Origin of the sequence: Rhodanobacter ginsenosidimutans (genome assembly GCF_042655685.1) — a bacterium.
In the GTDB taxonomy this organism is placed as follows: Bacteria; Pseudomonadota; Gammaproteobacteria; order Xanthomonadales; family Rhodanobacteraceae; genus Rhodanobacter; species Rhodanobacter ginsenosidimutans.
The window spans coordinates 1-16,214 of the sequence record NZ_JBHSMM010000008.1 but is presented as its reverse complement, the minus strand read 5'-3'; the positions used below and the strand labels follow the sequence as shown (position 1 = coordinate 16,214).

At 62.8% G+C, this 16,214-nt stretch carries 13 protein-coding genes; 8 read left to right on the top strand and 5 right to left on the bottom strand.

What is annotated here, in order from left to right:
• The first annotated feature begins 17 nt into the window (after positions 1-17).
• Together lipA and ACFPK0_RS16780 are read left to right on the top strand one after the other, a co-directional pair.
• Complete coding sequence (lipA, locus tag ACFPK0_RS16785; RefSeq protein ID WP_056085563.1) at positions 18-1,016, top strand: lipoyl synthase; 999 nt, start codon at positions 18-20, stop codon at positions 1,014-1,016.
• 8 nt (positions 1,017-1,024) lie between these two features.
• Positions 1,025-3,283 carry a carboxy terminal-processing peptidase gene (locus tag ACFPK0_RS16780; protein WP_377342405.1) on the top strand — a complete coding sequence of 753 codons (2,259 nt, stop codon included), beginning with the start codon at positions 1,025-1,027 and terminating at the stop codon, positions 3,281-3,283.
• A 156-nt stretch (positions 3,284-3,439) separates the two neighbouring features.
• On the opposite strand, the gene ACFPK0_RS16775 is transcribed toward ACFPK0_RS16780, so the two are convergent.
• The 4 genes from ACFPK0_RS16775 to ACFPK0_RS16760 form a co-directional block, all read right to left on the bottom strand.
• Entirely contained in the window at positions 3,440-4,816 is a 1,377-nt protein-coding gene (locus ACFPK0_RS16775; RefSeq protein ID WP_377342402.1) for a leucyl aminopeptidase family protein, read from the bottom strand.
• Between the two features lie 85 nt (positions 4,817-4,901).
• Positions 4,902-5,594, bottom strand: coding sequence for an HAD family hydrolase (locus ACFPK0_RS16770; RefSeq protein WP_377342399.1), 693 nt, complete (start codon positions 5,592-5,594; stop codon positions 4,902-4,904).
• 14 nt (positions 5,595-5,608) lie between these two features.
• Positions 5,609-6,823, bottom strand: a complete 1,215-nt coding sequence (locus tag ACFPK0_RS16765; protein ID WP_377342397.1) for a substrate-binding domain-containing protein — start codon at positions 6,821-6,823, stop codon at positions 5,609-5,611.
• 205 nt (positions 6,824-7,028) lie between these two features.
• A complete protein-coding gene (locus ACFPK0_RS16760) occupies positions 7,029-8,426 on the bottom strand; it encodes a DegQ family serine endoprotease (RefSeq protein WP_377342395.1) in 1,398 nt (465 codons plus the stop codon).
• A 344-nt stretch (positions 8,427-8,770) separates the two neighbouring features.
• Between ACFPK0_RS16760 and ACFPK0_RS16755 the strand changes: the two genes are divergently transcribed.
• The gene (locus ACFPK0_RS16755; RefSeq protein ID WP_377342393.1) at positions 8,771-10,930 is read left to right on the top strand and encodes an adenosylcobalamin-dependent ribonucleoside-diphosphate reductase; all 2,160 of its coding nucleotides are present in this window, start codon (positions 8,771-8,773) and stop codon (positions 10,928-10,930) included.
• Here ACFPK0_RS16755 and ACFPK0_RS16750 read toward each other — a convergent pair.
• Positions 10,927-11,517: a hypothetical protein gene (locus ACFPK0_RS16750; protein ID WP_377342391.1), complete on the bottom strand. Its 591-nt coding sequence runs from the start codon at positions 11,515-11,517 to the stop codon at positions 10,927-10,929. The genes ACFPK0_RS16755 and ACFPK0_RS16750 overlap by 4 nt on opposite strands.
• Positions 11,518-11,676: 159 nt before the next feature.
• Here ACFPK0_RS16750 and ACFPK0_RS16745 point away from each other — a divergent pair, with 159 nt between their 5' ends.
• The 5 genes from ACFPK0_RS16745 (at position 11,677) to ACFPK0_RS16725 (ending at position 15,387) form a co-directional block, all read left to right on the top strand.
• Complete coding sequence (locus ACFPK0_RS16745) at positions 11,677-12,417, top strand: TSCPD domain-containing protein (RefSeq protein WP_377342388.1); 741 nt, start codon at positions 11,677-11,679, stop codon at positions 12,415-12,417.
• Between the two features lie 6 nt (positions 12,418-12,423).
• Positions 12,424-12,918 carry a Panacea domain-containing protein gene (locus ACFPK0_RS16740; RefSeq protein WP_377342386.1) on the top strand — a complete coding sequence of 165 codons (495 nt, stop codon included), beginning with the start codon at positions 12,424-12,426 and terminating at the stop codon, positions 12,916-12,918.
• Between the two features lie 15 nt (positions 12,919-12,933).
• Positions 12,934-13,659, top strand: coding sequence for a hypothetical protein (locus tag ACFPK0_RS16735; protein ID WP_377342384.1), 726 nt, complete (start codon positions 12,934-12,936; stop codon positions 13,657-13,659).
• A gap of 236 nt (positions 13,660-13,895) precedes the next feature.
• Positions 13,896-14,909, top strand: a complete 1,014-nt coding sequence (locus ACFPK0_RS16730) for a hypothetical protein (RefSeq protein WP_377342382.1) — start codon at positions 13,896-13,898, stop codon at positions 14,907-14,909.
• On the top strand, positions 14,872-15,387 hold the full coding sequence (locus ACFPK0_RS16725; RefSeq protein ID WP_377342380.1) for a hypothetical protein: 516 nt from the start codon (positions 14,872-14,874) through the stop codon (positions 15,385-15,387). Before ACFPK0_RS16730 ends, ACFPK0_RS16725 begins: the two co-directional genes overlap by 38 nt.
• Positions 15,388-16,214 lie beyond the last annotated feature (827 nt).

The window sequence follows — 16,214 nt, the reverse complement described above, 5'->3', positions numbered from 1 at the left end:
TCGATCCAGGCGTTTCCATGAGCAACCTTTCCCCCTCCAAGACCATCCCGATCAGCGTTGTCGCCGGCGCGCCCGAGAAGCAGTTGGGCAGCGACAAGATCGCGCTGAACCGCGCCGGTTTCGATACCGCCGTGCCGACGCTGCGCAAGCCATCCTGGATTCGCGTGCGGTTGCCGCAAGGCAACGCGGTGCAGCAGTTGAAGGCACGCCTGCGCGAGAACGCGCTGGTCACCGTGTGCGAGGAAGCGTCCTGCCCGAACATCCACGAATGCTTCAGCAAGGGCACCGCCACCTTCATGATCCTGGGTGAAGTGTGCACCCGGCGCTGCTCGTTCTGCGACGTGGCGCATGGCCGGCCGCAGCCGCCGGATACCATGGAGCCGGCGCGGCTGGCGCAGACCATCGCCGACATGCGGCTGAAATACGTGGTGATCACCTCGGTCGACCGCGACGACCTGCGCGATGGCGGCGCCAGCCATTTCGCCTCGTGCATCCGCGCCACACGCCACGCCAGCCCCAACATCAAGATCGAGATCCTCACCCCCGATTTCCGCGGCAAGGGCCGCATGGAGCGGGCGCTGGAAGTGCTGAAGGATTTTCCGCCGGACGTGTTCAACCACAACCTGGAAACCGTGCCGCACCTGTATCGCGAAGTGCGTCCGGGCGCCGATTACCAGTGGTCGCTGGACCTGCTCAAGCGCTTCAAGGCGCAGCATCCCGACGTGCCGACCAAGTCCGGCATCATGCTGGGCCTTGGCGAAACGTACGATCAGGTGATCGAGACATTGCGCGATCTACGCGCCCATGACGTCGAGATGATCACCATAGGCCAGTACCTGCAGCCCACGCCGCACCATCACCCGGTGGTGCGGTACTGGACTCCCGAGGAATTCGACGCGTTGCGCGAAGCCGGTGAGGCGATGGGTTTCCATCACGTCGCCTCCGGCCCGCTGGTGCGGTCGTCCTATCACGCCGACCTGCAGGCCCATGCAGCCGGCGTCACCGAGCACGCCTGAGAGAATCCATGAAATTTCGCCCCCTGCTGGCCCTGCTGCTCGCCATCACCACCACCTGCGTTTGCGCGCAGTCCGCCGCCGATCTCGGCGCCGGGCAGAAAAATCGCAAGGCTTCGGTATGGCCGCTGGTGCCCAGCACCACCGAGGCCGAAGCGGCGCAGTTGTCGGCGCGCTTCCTGACGCGCTTCCACTACGACGCGCAGCCTTTGGACGACGCGATGTCGGCCCGCATCTTCAAGGCCTACCTGAAGATGCTGGACGGCGAAAAGGTGTTCTTCACCCAGGCCGACATGGCCACGTTCGGGCCGCTGGAAACCAAGCTCGACGACGCGATCTGGAACCAGGACCTGTCCGCGCCGTTCACCATCTTCAATCTTTACCTGCACCGCGCCGTCGATCGCATGACCTTTGCGCGCGGCCTGCTGGCTAAGGGTTTCGACTTCAACGCCGACGAGAGCTACACCTTCGATCGCAAGGACGCCACCTGGGCGAAAGACAAGGCCGAACTGGACGACCTGTGGCGCAAGCGCACCATGAACGACTGGTTGCGCCTGAAGCTTGCCGGCAAGCCCGATGACGAGATCCGCAAGACGCTGACCAAGCGCTACACCGGCTACATCGAGCGGGTGAAGCAGCTGGACAGCGAGGACGCGTTCCAGACCTTCATGACCGCCTACGCGGAAACCACCGACCCGCACACCGATTACCTGGGGCCGCGCGCGGCGGAGAACTTCGACATCGCGATGAAGCTGTCGCTGGAAGGCATCGGCGCGGTGCTGCAGGCGCGCGACGACTACACCCAGATCCGCGAGCTGGTGCCGGGTGCGCCCGCGATGAAATCCGGCAAGATCCACGTGGGCGACCGCATCGTGGGCATCGGCCAGGGCGCCGAAGGCCCGGTCACCGACGTGATCGGCTGGCGCCTGGACGACGTGGTCAACCAGATCCGCGGCAAGAAGGACACCACCGTGCGGCTGGAGATCCTGCCGGCGGACACCGGCCTCGATGGCAAGCACGTGTTCGTCACCCTGGTGCGCAAGAAAGTCAGCATCGAGGAGCAGGCGGCCAAGAAGAAGATCGTTGAGATCAAGGATGGCGACGTCACCCGCAAGATCGGCGTGATCGAGCTGCCCACCTTCTATTCCGATTTCGGCGCGCGCAGCGAGGGCGACAAGAACTTCAAGAGCGCCACCCGCGACGTGGCCAAGCTGCTGGGCGAGCTCAAGACGGCCGGCGTGCAGGGCGTGGTGATGGATCTGCGCAACAACGGCGGCGGCTCGCTGGCCGAGGCCAATGCCATGACCGGCCTGTTCATCGACACCGGTCCGGTGGTGCAGGTGCGCGACGCCAAGGGTCATGCCGAAGCGCAGGGCGACGACGACCCGGGCATGGCCTGGAGCGGCCCGCTGGCGGTGCTGGTCAACCGCGGCACCGCCTCCGCCTCGGAGATCTTCGCCGCCGCGATCCAGGATTACGGCCGCGGCCTGATCATCGGTGAGCCTACCTTCGGCAAGGGCACGGTGCAGAACCTGGTCGACCTGGACCGCTTCAGCCGCAGCGAGAGCGACAAGCCGCAATACGGCGAGCTGAAGATGACCATCGCCGAGTTCTTCCGCATCAACGGCGGCTCCACCCAGCTGAAGGGTGTCACTCCGGACATCGCGTTCCCGAAGAATGGCGACGAGAAAGACTTCGGCGAATCCACCTACGACAACGCACTGGAGTGGACGCACATCCCGCCGGCCCAGTACCAGCCGATCGCCGACATGAAGGCATACCTGCCCAAGCTCGAGCAGATGCACGATGCGCGCGTGGTGAAGTCGCCGGCCTGGCAGCTGATGCTGGACGAGCTGGCCCAGTACAAGATCATGCGCGGCAAGAAGTCGATCTCGCTGAACCTGGCCACGCGCGAGGCCGAGCGCAAGCAGCAGGACGCCATCCAGGCCAGCTTCCGCGCGCGGCACAAGGCCATCGACGGCACCACCAACCTGCTCGATGAAGAAGACGACGTCAGCAGCCGGCTGGACGATGGCCTCAATCCGAACGAGCGCAGCCTGAAGAGCGAGCTGAAGCAAGAGAAGGAGGCGAAGGAAGCGAAGGACGTGCAGCTGGACGAAAGCGCGCACGTGCTGTTCGACGCGGTCGGCCTGATCAAGGCCGACCCAAAACTCGCCGCCGAAGTCCTGCCCTACGGCGGCAAGTTCAGCCTGAACACCGTGGCCAGCACCTCGCTGCCCGCGTCCGCCTCAAGCGCGCCTGTGCACTGAGCGCGTAGGCATCGCCAAAGAAAAAGGCAGCGCTTGCGCTGCCTTTTTTTGTCCGCCGAGCCGCAAATCCTGTAGGAGCGGCTTCAGCCGCGATGCTTTTCAGCTTTCGACAAAGAGCATCGCGACTGAAGTCGCTCCTACAACAGCCGGGTGGGTTCAGCCGAAGCGCTGCTGCAACACGGCGAACACCGCCCGCAGCCCCATCGCCTCGCCGCCGCGCGGGCGGCCGGGGCGGTCGGCGTCGTTCCAGGCGTAGGTGTCCAGGTGCAGCCAGTCGATGTCGTCGGGCACGAAGCGCTCCAGGTACAGCGCCGCGGTGATCGCGCCCGCATGGCGCGACGGCCCGGCGTTGGCGAAGTCGGCCAGGTGCGAATCCAGCAGCTTGCGGTACGGCCGCCACAGCGGCAGCCGCCACAACGGATCGGCCACGGCGTGGCCGGCGGCGACCACGTCGTCCGCCAATGCATCGCGATTGCCGAACAGTGCCGGCAGGTCCGGCCCCAGCGCCACGCGCGCGGCGCCGGTCAGGGTGGCGAAATCGATCATCAGCGCGGGCTTCTGCTCGGCGCCGTAGGCCAGCGCGTCGCACAGTATCAGCCGGCCTTCGGCGTCGGTGTTGTCCACCTCGACGGTGTGGCCGGCGCGCGTGGTGATGACCTCGCCGGGACGCATTGCATTGCCTGCCACCGCGTTCTCCACGGCGGGGATCAGCAAGGTCAGCCGCACCGGCAGTTTCGCCTGCATCACCAGAGCGGCCAGCGCGATCGCGTGTGCCGCGCCGCCCATGTCCTTCTTCATCCAGCGCATGCCGTCGGCCGATTTCAGATCCAGCCCGCCGGTGTCGAAACACACGCCCTTGCCCACGATCACCAGCTTCGGATCGCTGGCCTTGCCCCAACTGAGTTCGACCAGCCGTGGCGCACGGTGGCTGGCGCGGCCCACCGCGTGGATGGTGGGGAAGTTGGCGGCGAGCAGTTCGTCGCCCACCCATTCGCGCAGCTTCGCGCGATGCGTCTTGCCCAGCCGGCGCACGGCGTCGGCCAGCTGCTGCGGGCCCATATCCTCGGTGGGCGTATTGACCAGGTCGCGTACCAGGCAGGTGGCGTCGACCAGCGGCGCCAATTGCTTCAGCGCGTCCGCCGCCACTGCCAGCTTCGCAGGCGCTCGGCGCGGTTGGCGGTAGCGGCTGAACTGGTACGCGCCCAGCGCCCAGCCCAGCGCGGCCTGCGCGGGGTCGGCCAGCACGCCTTCGGCGGCCAGGTGATAGGTGGCCTCGGGCAGCGTGCAGGGCAGGGCGGCCAGCGCAGCCAGGCTGTCGCGCGGATCGACGCCGGCCAGCACCCGCACCAGCTTGCCGGACGCATCCGCCAGCAGGGCGAAACTGCCCGGCGCGGCATCGAAACCGGTCTCGGCCAGCCAGCGCCGCTGGCTCGCGTCCAGCCGGCGCCGGGTGGCGGCCAGATGGGCCGCGTCGGTGGTTTCGATGGCAATGCTGCGACGGTCGCCGGGCTGGCGTTCGATCAGGGCGGACATGCGGTCTCCTCGTAATTCGGTGATGCCGGCGCGTGCCCACGCGCGCGGTGAATCGCCCATTTTGCGCGCATTGCGCCGGGCTTGCTCAAGCTTGCGCGTCAAGCCAGTCGGCCAGCGCGGCCATGTCGGGCAGGTCGAGGTCAGGCCTTGCGCCCAATGCCTCGGGCCAGGGTTCGCCGTGGCGGTTGATCCAGGCCGTGCGCAGGCCGGCATCGCGGGCGCCGGCCACGTCCATCGCCGGGTCGTCGCCCACGTGCAGGATGTTGGCCGGTGCCACGCCAAGGCAATCGGCAGCGGCCTGAAAAATGCGCGGGTCGGGTTTGGCGAAGCCGGTGTCGCGGGCGCAGACGTGGTGGGCGAAATGGGTATGGATGCCCACGCGGTGCAGGTCGGCATTGCCGTTGGTGAGGCTGGCCAGCGGCACGCGGGCGGCGATGCGTTGCAGCGCGGGCAGGCTGTCGGCGTACAGCTCCACCGCGTTGCGGGCGGCGAAGTAGATTTCCCACAGCGCGTCGACCGGCGCCTCGATCACGCCGCAGGCGTCGAAGGCCTGCTGCAGGGTGAGCTGGCGCTGGGTGGTGAAGTCGTGCGCCAGGTCGGTGCGCTCGGCCGCCACCTGCAGGCGCAGCGCGCGCATCGCGTCGATCGGCCACTTCAGCGCCACGTCCGGGTGATGCTGGCGCAACCACGCGTCGACCGCCTCGTCGGCGCGTTGCAGCGCCGGCAGCACCGGCCACAAGGTGTCATCCAGGTCCAGCGTGAGCGCCAGGATATGCACCTGCGTTCAGCCGTCTATTTGTTGCCGAGGTGGAGCACCTGGCCGATCTTCAGGTTGTCGTTCTTCAGGTGGTTCCAGTCGCGCAGCTGCGCCACGGTGAGGTCGTGCTTCTTGGCGATCACCGACAGCGTGTCGCCCTTGCTCACGGTGTAGAGCTTGCTCGGCGCCGGCGCCACGGGCGGCGGGGTCGGGGCCTTGCGCTCCTCCATCGCCGTCCGGGCGGCCAGCGTCTTGGGCGAGGTGGGGGCGATCGCCGCGCCCGCGGCATAGGTGGCACCCGGCGCGGCCACCGGGGTGCGGCGGCGCGCACCCACGGCGGCCAGGATCTTGTCGCGTCGCGAATTGTCCAGCGCGGTCAGCGCGCTGCCATCCTCGAACGGCAGCACGGCGTGCTTGCGCAGCGCTTCCTTGGCCGGGTCGGTATGCATGAAATCGACGAACGCCTGCACCTGCGCGGCTTTGGGGCTGCGCGGGTTGGTCACCAGGTAGAGCGGGGTGAACAGCACGTAGCTGCCGTCGGCGACGTTGGCCACGGTGGCCGGCACGCCGTCGATCGACAGCGCCTTCAGCTTGCGGTTGCCCTGGATGTCCGACAGCGTGGCGGCGCCCAGCCCGTTCGGGTTCAGCGCCACACCTTCTTCCAGCTTGTGCGTGTTGACGTACAGGCGCGGCGCCGCCACCGGCTGGTTGCCGCGGCCGAACAGCAGGCTGCGCAGGCTGTATTCCACGCCGTCGCCGGGGCTGGCCACGGCGTATACGTCGATCGGCGCATTGCGGCCGCCCACCTCGCTCCAGTTGTGGATCCTGCCGTAGTAGATGTCGTGCACCTGTTTCAGGCTGAGGTTGTTCACCGGGTTGGAGGCCTGGGTAATCACCACCAGCCCGTCCCACGCCACCGGGGTGAACACCAGGTTGGCGTTCTGCGCGCTGCCGTCGCTGCCGCGGGCGCTGCCGGCCAGGTCGGCCGTGCCGCTGGCCACCGCGTCGATGCCCGAAGCGGTGTTGAACGGCTGCAGCTCGATATTGCCGTGGCCGGCCTTTTTCCAGGCGGCGGCCACTTCGCTGACCACGCCCTGCGCCGTGGCTACGTCGCCGCGCCAGATCAGGGTGGGGCCGGCGCTCTTGCTGGCGCTGGCCTTGTGGGCATGGCTTTTCTTGGCGAAGGACGGTGTGGCGAGGCTGGCGCCGATCAGGGCGACGGACAACAAACAGGCAAGACGGACAGACATGACGATGGAGAGCCCCGGCGTGGGTGGACGAGAAAGCGCGAGTATGTCGCTTCACCATCGCGAAATTGGTGAAGCAGACCCGGCATTTCAGCGGTCCGCCGGGGAAACATCAAGTTTTTCCCGCGGCTGGCACGATCCCGATGGCCTCCATGGCACCGCCAACCCTTTCCGCAGGCGCTCCCGCGGAAAGCTGAACAGCCGGCGCTTACTGGATCAGCACGTAATGGCTGCCGTCGGCATCGGCCACCACCAGCACCAGTTGCCGCAGGTGCACGCCGGCCAGTCCGCGCAGCATGCGCAGGCTGACGATGCGCTGGTTGCCGATGCCGATCAGCATGTCGCCGGATTCCAGCCCGGCCCGTGCCGCGCGGCTGCCCGGCTGCACCGCGCTGATCGCCACGCCGTGGATGCCCTGGTCGCGCTGGCGCTGGCTCAATTCGCTGAAGCGCACGCCGGCCAGGCGTGGGTCGAGCTGGCTGCCATCCAGCGTGGCCAGTTTCTCCGGACTCAGCGTGGCGTTCACCTCGCGTTGCTTGCCATCGCGCAGCAGGCCCAGCCGCACGCTGCTGCCCAGCGGCAACAGCCCTTCGGCGTTGCGCAACTGCTGCACGCTGCGCAGCGGTTCGCCGTTCAACGCGGTCAGCACATCGCCCGGTTGCAGCCCCGCGCGTTCGGCGGCGCCGTCCGCGGTGACGCTGGTGACCACCACGCCCTTGCTGTCCTTCAAGCCCAGCGATTGCGCAATGCGCGGCGTGATCGTCTGCGTCTGCAGCCCCAGGCTGCCGCGCTCCACCTTGCCGTGCGCCAACAACTGGCTCATCACCGAGCTGGTGAGGTTGCTGGGGATGGCAAAGCCGATGCCCACATTGCCGCCCGAGGGCGAGAAAATCATCGTGTTGATGCCCACCAGTTCACCGCGCAGGTTCACCAGCGCGCCGCCGGAATTGCCGGGGTTGATCGAGGCATCGGTCTGGATGAAGTTCTGGTAGCCGCCCATGCCGGACGCGTCCTGGCCCAGCCCGGAGCGGCCCAGCGCGGAGACGATGCCCGAGGTCACCGTCTGCCCCAGCCCGAACGGGTCGCCCACCGCCACCACGTAATCGCCCACCCGCAGCTGCGATGAGTCGGCCAGCGGCAGCGCCTGCAATTTCACCGCGGGAATCTGCACCACGGCCACGTCGGTATCCGGGTCGGTGCCGATCAGCTTGCCCTTCATCGTGCGCCCGTCCTGCAACGTCACGCTGATGTCGTCGGCGCCGCCCACTACGTGGTTGTTGGTCAGCACGTAGCCCTTGGCCGCATCCACGATCACGCCCGAGCCCAGGCTCTGTTCCACCCGCTCGCGCGGCGAAGCGGGCAGGCCGAAGAACTGGCGCACCATCGGGTCGTCGAAATACGCATCGCGCACCTGCACCCGGGTGCGGGTGGAAATATTCACCACGGCCGGCGTCACCCGCTGCAGCATCGGCGCCAGCGACGGCATTGGCTGGCCATCGACCGCCGCCGGCAGCGCGGCACGCCCCGGCGCCGGCAAGGCCGTGCTGGCCAGCGCAATCAGCAGGGTTGCCAGCCAGCGATGGACGCGAAAAAGGTGGCGGGACATCGGGTTCTCCTTGACGTGATCGGCGCAGTTTCGACTGCAGGCGCGCCGCGCGGTTCCGGCGTCGCAGTTTCCTGCACCCATGCTGCTCAGCCACTTTACATCGGCGGTTGTCGGGGTTACCTTCCTTCTCCGTTCGCAACCACAACATCTTGTGTCTGCCTTACGGTAATCAAACAAGTGCTGGTGCCGGTTGCGCTATCCTCGGGGGAGGGCAAGGCCGCTGCCAGCAGCCATCAAACACCGCAGAAAACCGCGCCGAAACGCCACTTTCGGCCGTGCCGATCATCCAAAACACCGCATCAACACCAACGGGGCCGCAAGGTACCGGGAGGTCAGGAAATCCAATGAGCACAGTCCGTGCACCAGCCGCAGGTACCGCCGTGAGTCGTGACGCCGTGGACATCCCGCTGCAGCCCGCATCGCAGGATATCTGGGACAAGAAATACCGCCTCAAGAACAAGGCGGGCGAGCCCGTCGATGCCAACGTCGACGCCACCTGGCAGCGCGTGGCGCGCGCCTTGTCCGACGTGGAAACCACGCCCGAGTTGCGCGCGCACTGGTACGAGCGCTTCGTGTGGGCGCTGCGCCGCGGGGCGATCCCCGCCGGCCGCATCACCTCGAACGCGGGCGCGCTGGCGCACAAGCCGGCCACCTCCACCATCAACTGCACGGTGTCGGGCACCATCCGCGACTCGATGGACGACATCCTGGAGAAGGTGCACCAGGCCGGCCTCACGCTGAAGGCCGGCTGCGGCATCGGCTATGAATTCTCCACGCTGCGCCCGCGCGGCGCGTACGTGTCGGGTGCCGGCGCGTACACCAGCGGCCCGCTGTCGTTCATGGATATCTACGACAAGATGTGCTTCACCGTGTCCTCCGCCGGCGGTCGCCGCGGCGCGCAGATGGGCACGTTCGACATCAGCCATCCCGACGCCAAGGAGTTCATCCGCGCCAAGCGCGAGGACGGCCGCCTGCGCCAGTTCAACCTCAGCCTGCTGATCACCGACGGCTTCATGCAGGCGGTGGAGCACGACCAGGACTGGCCGCTGGTGTTCCCCGTGCACGTCAAGGAAAAGGACGAGGTCGACCTCGCCGACCCCACCAAGGTGGTGTGGCGCGAGTGGCCCATCCATGAGAACTACGTGGACCGCGAAGACGGCCTGGTCGCCTGCAAGATCTACGGCACCATCCGCGCGCGGCACCTGTGGGACATGATCATGGTGTCCACCTACGACTATGCCGAGCCGGGTTTCATCCTGATCGACAAGGTCAACGAGATGAACAACAACTGGTGGTGCGAGCACATCCGCGCCACCAACCCCTGCGGCGAGCAGCCGCTGCCGCCGTACGGCTCCTGCCTGCTGGGCTCGATCAACCTCACCACCTTCGTGCGCGACCCGTTCGGCCCCAAGGCGCGCTTCGACTGGGACGAGTACCGCGAGGTGGTGAAGGTGTTCACCCGCATGCTCGACAACGTGGTGGAGATCAACGGCCTGCCGCTGGAGCAGCAGCGCAACGAGATCATGGGCAAGCGCCGCCACGGCATGGGTTTCCTGGGCCTGGGCAGCACGCTGACCATGCTGAAGCACCGCTACGGCACCGCCGACGCGGTGGCATTCACCGAGGACGTGTCGCGCGAGCTGGCCGTGGCCGGCTGGGAAGTGGCGCTGGAGCTGGCCAAGGAAAAAGGCCCCGCACCCGTGCTGACGCAGGAGTTCACCGTTACCGGCGACATGCTGCGCAAGCGCCCGGAAATGGTCACCGACGGCTACAAGGTGGGCGACGCCATCCCCGGCCGCGTGCTGCACGCCAAGTACAGCCGCTACATGCAGCGCATCGCCACCGTGGCGCCGGAGCTGGTGGACGCGCTGGCCGAAACCGGCGCGCGCTTCACCCACCACAGTTCCATCGCGCCCACCGGCACCATCTCGCTGTCGCTGGCCAACAACGCCAGCAACGGCATCGAGCCCAGCTTCGCGCACAGCTATTCGCGCAACGTGATCCGCGAGGGCAAGAAGTCGAAGGAGCGCGTCGAGGTGCTCAGCTACGAACTGCTGGCCTATCGCGCGCTGATCAACGCCGACGCCAAGCCGTTCGCCGAAGAGGTCGAGAACAAGCTGCCCGCCTACTTCGTGGCCGCCGACGACATCAGCCCGAAGGAACACGTGGACATCCAGGCCGCCTCGCAGAAATGGATCGACTCGTCCATCTCCAAGACCGCCAACGTGCCCACTGATTACCCCTACGAGGACTTCAAGGACATCTACTTCTACGCCTACAAGCAGGGCCTGAAGGGGTGCACCACGTTCCGCTTCAACCCGGCCGCGTTCCAGGGCGTCCTGGTGAAGGAATCCGACCTTGAAAACACGCTCTACCGCTTCGAACTGGAAGACGGTAGCGTGATGGAACTGAAGGGCAACGAGCAGGTGGAATACGACGGCGAAATGCACTCCGCCGCCAACCTGTTCGACGCCCTGAAAGAAGGCTATTACGGCAAGTTCTAGGCACGCGCGCCCAGCCGGGCGCGCGTCCGCGTCGCACCCTCATCGACGGAGCACGGCATGCCAACCCCTATCGATACACCGGCCAACAAAGGCGACGCATTCAGCGCCGACGAGCGCACAGGGCCATTGGTATTACCCGTGCTGCCCACGATCGAATCGATGGGCGCCGCGCCGCTGGACGCCAGGGCCCACGCCGCGGCGAAACGCAAGGCGCCGGTGAAGAAAGCCGTCGCAAGAAAGGCCGCATCGCCGAAGGCTGCCGCGAAAGCGGCACCGAAAGCCGCGCCAGCCAGGCGCGCGGTCGCGAAAAAGGCGGCCGCGAAACCGGCCACGAAAGCCGCGGGCAAGGTCGTACCGCCGTACATCGTGAAAACCGCCAGCAAGAAACCTGCGGCGAAGAAAGCCGCCGTCGCCAGGAAAGTGGCCGGCAAGCCGCCCATCAACAACACAGCGAAAGTCAGCAGCAAAGAGACGGCCAAAAAGGCCGCGCCAGTGAAGGCGGCAAAGTCCGCCAGCAAGAAGGCCGTCGCCAAGACGGCCAAGAGGTCCACTGCCAGCAGCAAACCGAGCGCCACGACGGCACGCAAGACCGCCGCCAGAAAAGTCGCCGGTCGAGGGAAATAGCCACACGCCCGGTCCGGCCCCGCGCCGGGCCGGGCATTTCTCCGCGTAGCGCGGAGCCGAACACCAGTGCAGCGATCCGGCATCACGCCGGCGGCACGCCACCCATTCAAAGAAGCGAAACCATGGCAATCAAGATCAACAAGAAGATCACCGGCTACAACGTCGTGAAACCCGAAGACAAGGCCGTCGCCGCGCCCGCGACCCCCGCCGCGCCCAAGGCCGCGCCGACCGCCGAAGTGATCCAGATGCACGAGAGCGTCCAGCGCCCCGAATCCCTGGTCGGCTCCACCTTCAAGATCAAGTCGCCGCTGTTCGAGCACGCCCTGTACGTCACCATCAACGACATCGTGCTCAACGCCGGCACCAAATACGAACAGCGCCGCCCCTTCGAGATCTTCATCAACTCGAAAAACATGGACCACTTCCAGTGGATCGTGGCACTCACCCGCATCCTGTCCGCCGTCTTCCGCAAGGGCGGCGACGTGACGTTCATCGCCGAGGAGATGAAGGCGGTGTTCGATCCGCGCGGTGGTTATTTCAAGGCGGGCGGCGTGTACATGCCGAGCATCGTGGCCGAGATCGGCGCGGTGATCGAGCAGCACATGAAGAACATCGGGCTGATCCATGATCCGGAGATGGATGAGGCTACGCGCAAGCTGATTGCCGAGAAGCGCGCCGCTTATGAAGCTGCTGGCACGAAGAAAAGCGCCGATGCCGGGGCTGCGGCCGGGGAAGCTGGCGCGGGGGAGGCGTTGACGTTTCCGGCGGGGTCGATGATGTGTGACAAGTGCAATACGAAGGCGCTGGTATTGATGGACAACTGCCAGACTTGTTTGAATTGTGGGTATTCGAAGTGCGGGTGACCACAAATGATCGGAAACGGGCGTGCTCTAGCAAATTTCGTCCTGGATGAATGCCAGCGTGAAGGACGCCCCATTACCAATCTCGCATTACAGAAAATAGTCTACTTCTGTCATGTATGGTCGCTAGTCAAGCTCAGGCAGCCCCTTGTTAAACAGCGGTTCGAGGCCTGGCAGTTTGGTCCAGTTCTTCAATACCTTTATCGCGATTTCAAAGAATTCGAGCGTAAACCAATAACTACAAGATCAAAAGGATTAGATCCGATCACTGGTGAGCTACAGGTCGTTCCATATCATTTTGACATCAAAGTTACGCAGCTTCTTCAGCAGGTCGTTCGCGTTTATAGCAAGTTGAGTCCTGGTTCGTTAGTTGATCTAGCTCATGTTACGGATGGACCTTGGCAGAGAGTTTGGTGCCATGACGGCGATGTAAATCCAGGCATGACAATTACCGACGAATCGATTCTTGATTTTTACGCGTGTAGGCAACCTGCGTTTTGCTAATTCAATGGAGCTGTGATGGTTAAGCTAAAAGTTCCTTCACTTCAGCATCTTTCTAGAATTTGGCATCCTGAACCCAAGGTGATAGCGCGAACTTTAATCGCATTGACGAGAAATTCGCCAACATTCAGCTACGCCCCGTTGTATGACGCAGTGCGTGACATGTGTCTCTTCAAGATACCGTATCAAGATGTCATTCGTGGATTTGAGCAGCGAATTCAACGGAAACAGGTTAGGGATAACTTTGTTGGACTGATGCCTTTGATATCTGAGTATTTTGAAGGAGCTCATCCGACATTCTTCCAGGACATAACGCCAAGGCTCTACCCAGTTGGTCGGGACTTGCAGATTCCGTTTAATCCACCATTTCTATTTGGATCCGAGAACGGGATATGCTTTCCTTGGCTTATTTTCTGGAAGAAAAATCCGCTTACTGGACAGCGCCTTTCGCTATTTGCGACGGTTGTTGACAATGTCTTGCTCCAAGATCCTGATCTCGACACCGCTAAGTTCCAGCTCGTTGATTTCAGCGCGCCAGGTCCAAAATTCAGCCGAGAGCTGCGGGTCGTTGATGCATCTTTGGTTCCGCGAGTGAGTGCCGCAGAGTTGCGCGAGATGCTTGGGGTGTTCGCCGAAGGATACAAGCTGGCTATGGCGGAATTCGTGCGAGATATGCATGAAAACGGTAGGTCGAGTAATCGGCGCATTGATTACGACCAGAATCAGCTCGGTCTGTTTGACTGATCGTAACGTGCGCGATTGAAAAATGGGCGGAAAGTTGATCGGTCGCATTAGCCATAAGATGGGGCGTCATCTTGTGAATAAGATGATGAAGGCTTTTTGTTTCTTTGGCGGCTAATAAATTCCGCCTATTTTTGTTATTTTCGATCTCTCGGAATTGCGGTTGTTGGGAGCGTGGATAACTTGATGCATCAGATGGCGAGTTTCACGCCACGGTACATGCTTACAGGAGATCAGGGATGGAAGATATAACGGCGACCCTATATGGGATATCCGTGTGTCGGTACCATGACGAGGATGCCGCCGATAGTTTTTGCGATCTTGGCTTGGTCTTAGAGGATATTCAGGAATGGCTAGGCGGCTTGGCATCCATTGGCGAGTCGTGCACTTATGAGCCATCGCAAGATGACTCTTTTCTTCGAACATTTTGTTTGGACATTAAACCACTGGCTTCAGATCGGGCTGTCTTGGTAGTGACGTGGAACGAACTTTCTAGTGTCGAGGACGGGGTTCAGTTAATCTCAGCCGGCTCGGCGATAGGTGAGGCTGAAGTTAGCACTGTGGCAATTGATGCGTTATCGGTGCCGGGCTATCCGGCATTTTTTGTTTTGCTGCCGCAGGAAAATTTATTGCTCAATCTTCGTTTCGAGCAACGATTGAATGGTATGAGCGCTTTTAAGCGGTTCGTGCTCGGGTTTATGCAGGAATCAGCAAAATGGTGCGTTTGGCAACAGAATGATAAGCTGCTTGGTTATGCCGAGGACCAACAGAGCGTCACCGGAAATTTCCTCCCCGAGTTTGCTACGTCGATGAGTCGAAGGGCGAGCAATTTGGATTGGTTTAGACGGGAGGTTGGCAACATCAGAAAGGTTGTGCACAGGAAATTAATCCGGCCGGTGATAGAGTCTCATCGAACTTACCTCGATATGACTTTTGGGTTTCTTGGTTTAGAGCCCAATCGACGGTTGCGGGCAGATATTGATTTTGAGTACGACTTTAAAATTCGCCTTACTGAAGATAAGTTGCAAAAAATATTTGACGAGTATGAACAAACCGCTCTTGATGATGGATGGACCGATGTCGGGTTCATCTTGGCAAGAGATGCTCAAAAGAAACATTGGTTGAGTGGATCAATTTGCCGCGAGAAAATATCAAAGGACATTCGTAGGACTGAGTCGGGAACAATTGATATTGATCACTTGGTTGAGATCCTGAATGAAAGCCTTGGCGATATTATACAAAGGGTCAGTTAAGTATTCCCTAGTACGGGTGGCGCTGCTTGTCGGGCTCACCATTGTGTCCTTTGCTATCGATTATTTGGATTTGGGGAAGATTTCGACTTTTCTAGGAGTGATTATTTCTGTTGAAGGGGTGGTGGTTACGATATTTGGGATATGGATCGCGATTATATTTCCTAGATTATTTGGTGTTATCCAGGATGGCGAGGATTTTAGGCACGTCCGTGATAATGATAGGTATAATGCGCTCGTCGAGTCGCTTTATCGTTCGTGTTTTGTCCTTTGTGCGGCGTGTTTTGTTTTCTTTCTTGTAAGCTTTTTTGATCAATACGCTTCATTTTTTTTTCCATCGGTCTTCTGTTTCTGTGCGTACTCGCTGTTTTCTCTGTATGAATCTCTATGGACCTCGGTGTGGATGGGAGAGGCAGCATCCGTTGAGCGCTTAAATGATGCGCGTACATCGGGGGCCCTGCGTAGACGCCGCCGCGGATGAGCGAAGGGGAAACAGGGGGCAGAAGAAACGGATGCGAAACTGGGACGGAGGAAGTTAAGCGCGATGCTTGGTCGCTCGCTCTTGACGTCTTGTGGAGCAAGGGCGTTTCGTGCGCCTGCGGCGCGCGGGTAACTTTCTCTTGAGTGGCCAAGAGAAAGTCACCAAAGAGAAGGCCACACTCCTCGGCGCTTGCCGGGCTTTGCCCGGCAAGTCCGTGAGCCGCGGCCGGGCTTTTCGACAGGGCATCGTGCCCTGACGAAAAGGAGCCGACATCCATGTCGACTCCCGCTGCGCGGCCTTGTCGACCGCGCCTCACCGCCTCACAAGGGAGTGAAGATCAACGGCAACGGCAACGGCAACGGCAACCGCAACCGCAACCGCAGTTCCATCCCCGTCTTCAGGTCGCCGAGGTCGCGAAGCCCTGGTCTGGCGCGCGGGAGCGCGTTGCTCTTGATCTTCATTCCCCTGTGCAGCGGCGGGCGGGTGGAGGATCAGCCCGCAGGGTGGTTCGCATGGATGCGAACCAGTTTGGCGTCAGTCCATGGCGAGGGCATGGATGCCCGAGTTGAGGCAACGCAGGAGCGGTTGCCCGATGGACTGTCGACAAACCCCGCAACCCGCACGCGGACTTTCCGGGCATTTATGCCCGGAAGGCGCGGAAGTGGGGTGGCCTCTCTTTTGGTTACTTTTCTCTGGCCACGTGTATGGACCGGAGACACAGGTAACAGATGTGCCAGGACATGGGTTACACCTCGCTGCTGATTTCTGACGCGGTCGAGGTGCCACTTCATGCCCTGGAAGGAAACCACATCCATGACCCTGCGTAC

Excerpts from the sequence above, each read along its gene's own strand:
- ACFPK0_RS16760 (WP_377342395.1), bottom strand. The coding sequence starts at position 8,426 with ATGTCCCGCCACCTTTTTCGCGTCCATCGCTGGCTGGCAACCCTGCTG.
- ACFPK0_RS16740 (WP_377342386.1), top strand. The coding sequence starts at position 12,424 with ATGATCGGAAACGGGCGTGCTCTAGCAAATTTCGTCCTGGATGAATGC.
- ACFPK0_RS16780 (WP_377342405.1), top strand. The coding sequence starts at position 1,025 with ATGAAATTTCGCCCCCTGCTGGCCCTGCTGCTCGCCATCACCACCACC.
- ACFPK0_RS16730 (WP_377342382.1), top strand. The coding sequence starts at position 13,896 with ATGGAAGATATAACGGCGACCCTATATGGGATATCCGTGTGTCGGTAC.
- ACFPK0_RS16735 (WP_377342384.1), top strand. The coding sequence starts at position 12,934 with ATGGTTAAGCTAAAAGTTCCTTCACTTCAGCATCTTTCTAGAATTTGG.
- ACFPK0_RS16725 (WP_377342380.1), top strand. The coding sequence starts at position 14,872 with ATGAAAGCCTTGGCGATATTATACAAAGGGTCAGTTAAGTATTCCCTA.
- lipA (WP_056085563.1), top strand. The coding sequence starts at position 18 with ATGAGCAACCTTTCCCCCTCCAAGACCATCCCGATCAGCGTTGTCGCC.
- ACFPK0_RS16755 (WP_377342393.1), top strand. The coding sequence starts at position 8,771 with ATGAGCACAGTCCGTGCACCAGCCGCAGGTACCGCCGTGAGTCGTGAC.
- ACFPK0_RS16765 (WP_377342397.1), bottom strand. The coding sequence starts at position 6,823 with ATGTCTGTCCGTCTTGCCTGTTTGTTGTCCGTCGCCCTGATCGGCGCC.
- ACFPK0_RS16745 (WP_377342388.1), top strand. The coding sequence starts at position 11,677 with ATGGCAATCAAGATCAACAAGAAGATCACCGGCTACAACGTCGTGAAA.
- ACFPK0_RS16775 (WP_377342402.1), bottom strand. The coding sequence starts at position 4,816 with ATGTCCGCCCTGATCGAACGCCAGCCCGGCGACCGTCGCAGCATTGCC.